Raw genomic sequence first — 2,296 nt, 5'->3', positions numbered from 1 at the left:
ACAAAAGATGCTGTGGCGATAGTTGCCCCCAGTAATACTTCATGTCGCATTCGATTTACTGATTTTGCTGGTGGTTTTTGCAATTTTCTGGGTTCAACATCAGGGATTAACGAGACCATGATATAGGCGATAATGATTGCCAGTATTGTGGCGCCGAGATTAGCGCCGATGAGACCGTTTAGATCAGTATCAGGGTAACTGGCAAAATTAAGCATGATGCTCAGATTAAGTAAACTATTGGCACCATAAAGAAAAAAACTGCCGCGGGTCATGGCGGTAAAAAAGCCAACAAACACCCCAAAAATAATCAGGGTCATTAAGACTGGATGGCCACCAAATAAACCACCGATAACGCCTACCACTAATCCAGCTGTGACAGAAGACGCCAACACCTGCCGCGCGACATGGGCGGTGAACACAGGTGCTAGCCCTAGCAATACCATAGGGGTAACAGTATAAAACACCCCGTTACTAAAGCCGAACAGTTTGCACACAGTAAAGCCAATCGTGCCAGCAGTGGCAATACGTAGACATTGACGTAAATCATTGGCTGTCATGGGATTAAATCTTAGTAACATGATTGTTGCCTTGTGTCGCTGTAATATATTTAAAATAGCGCATCTATCAAATGTATGATGTTAATAGATATAGTGCAGCATACTGATGGCTTTAATCTGCCCATGAGCTAATAAGTTCAGCAAACTATTTTCTGGCATTATCTGCACCGTCGCCCGTGCCCCCGTTGGCAATGTTCTCATGACTTCGTCATTATCTAATTGTAAATGCAATCTCATTCTTTGGGCGTCACGGACCCAGCGATCAGATTGTTGCGGAGTCGCTAAACTGCCATTGGCATCGAACTGTCCGGCGCTAACCCCAGCATCAATACTGCTGACGTGGGCGCGATATAAACGGCCTGGTTCACCGTCAAACGCAACAAGGGCTTTAGATGAAATTGAGACATCTCGTAATGCCTTTTCTCTAAAATCAGCAATAATATCCACATCATCAGAAACAAGAGCCAGCAGTGGCTGGCCAATGGCCGCAAAGCCGCCGACCATGATTTGCAAGTTAGTAACTGTGCCGTCTTGATCCGCATGAACTTGGGTATAAGACAGGTTTAATTTGGCTTGGGCTAAGCGATTTTCGGCCTGACGTACTTTTAAGTTATTGTTACCGTAAACACCGCGGCTCACTTCTAATTGCTTTAAACGGGCTTGGGTTGCCAGCAAATTTGCTTCAGCCGCAGCGGCATCGCTGTCAGCTTGATCGCGTTGCTGTTGGGATACGCCATTAGTTTTGTACAGTGCATCAAGACGCTTTGCTTCGCTGCGTTTTTGTTGTGATGTGGTTTGGCTGGCATTGACATCAGCTTGCGCCGCTAACAAAGAGGCATCTAGCTCAGCGTTATCTTGCTGGACTTGCTCTAAAGCCAACTGCGCTTCATCTACCGCTAACTTATACGGTCTAGGATCTACTTCAAACAGTAATTCACCCTTGCTAACAACTTGGTTATTAGTGACAGCAATAGTTTTAATGCGGCCATTAACTTGTGGGGTAACCTTAGTCACAACCCGAGTTGCCATAGCCTGCGGCGTTAATGGCATAGTCGCATCAGCAAACATAAAGTAACCAAATACCAGCATAAAGCCTGCTAAGGCAATTTTTGTTAGCCGCGAAAATTGTTGATCTGGTGTCATATTTGTATTCACTTACTTGTCTGTCATTTTAGCTAATTTGGTTAACGCATTATTACCAATCAGATTAATTACTCTTTCAAACTCAGTAAGTTCTTCAGCGTTTATGCCTAAGAGCAATTGGCTACGGATATTGATAATTGTTACTTCAACTTTCGTTATTAAATCGAGTCCAGCAGGAGTCAAATTGACAAGTCTGGCGCGTTTATCATGGGGGCAACAGTGGCGTTCAATGAGCCCTTGCTGTTCTAATTGGGCTAAGGTGCGCATTAAAGAGGCCAGTTCAATTTCTAAGGCATTGGCTAATACTTTTTGACTGAGGTTGTCGCCTAATCGCCACAGTTTCCATAAGGCTGTCCAGCGTGGGTAAGTTAACTCTAAAGGGGCAAGTTCAATGTCAACAGAGGTGCGCCATAAGCGATGCAGACGCCCCAATTGTTCTGCCAGTGATAGCTCTTTCATATGGTCGAATTCTTTTTGCATCATGGTTCCCATTTACTTAGCGTGCTAACTATTATACTTGGTTAGCACGCTAAGTAAATTGTTTTATACTATCAAAATCGCCTCATAAGCCTAAATCCCCTTAAAGTAATGAAAAA

The 2,296-nt window shown here is 44.0% G+C and carries 3 protein-coding genes; all 3 read right to left on the bottom strand.

What is annotated here, in order from left to right:
- The coding region (locus AB6E52_RS22895) for a DUF2955 domain-containing protein (RefSeq protein ID WP_372189985.1) at positions 1 to 578 on the bottom strand (578 nt) is incomplete at its 3' end.
- Positions 579 to 638: 60 nt separating this feature from the next.
- The gene (locus AB6E52_RS22890; protein WP_017059068.1) at positions 639 to 1,700 is read right to left on the bottom strand and encodes an HlyD family secretion protein; all 1,062 of its coding nucleotides are present in this window, start codon (positions 1,698 to 1,700) and stop codon (positions 639 to 641) included.
- 12 nt (positions 1,701 to 1,712) lie between these two features.
- The gene (slyA, locus tag AB6E52_RS22885) at positions 1,713 to 2,180 is read right to left on the bottom strand and encodes a transcriptional regulator SlyA (protein ID WP_372052362.1); all 468 of its coding nucleotides are present in this window, start codon (positions 2,178 to 2,180) and stop codon (positions 1,713 to 1,715) included.
- Positions 2,181 to 2,296: the final 116 nt, after the last annotated feature.

The organism is Vibrio sp. 10N.247.311.13, from assembly GCF_041467595.1.
Taxonomy (GTDB): domain Bacteria; phylum Pseudomonadota; class Gammaproteobacteria; order Enterobacterales; family Vibrionaceae; genus Vibrio; species Vibrio crassostreae_C.
Note: the sequence above shows the minus strand (reverse complement) of the source record. Positions and strands in the feature narration are given on the sequence as shown.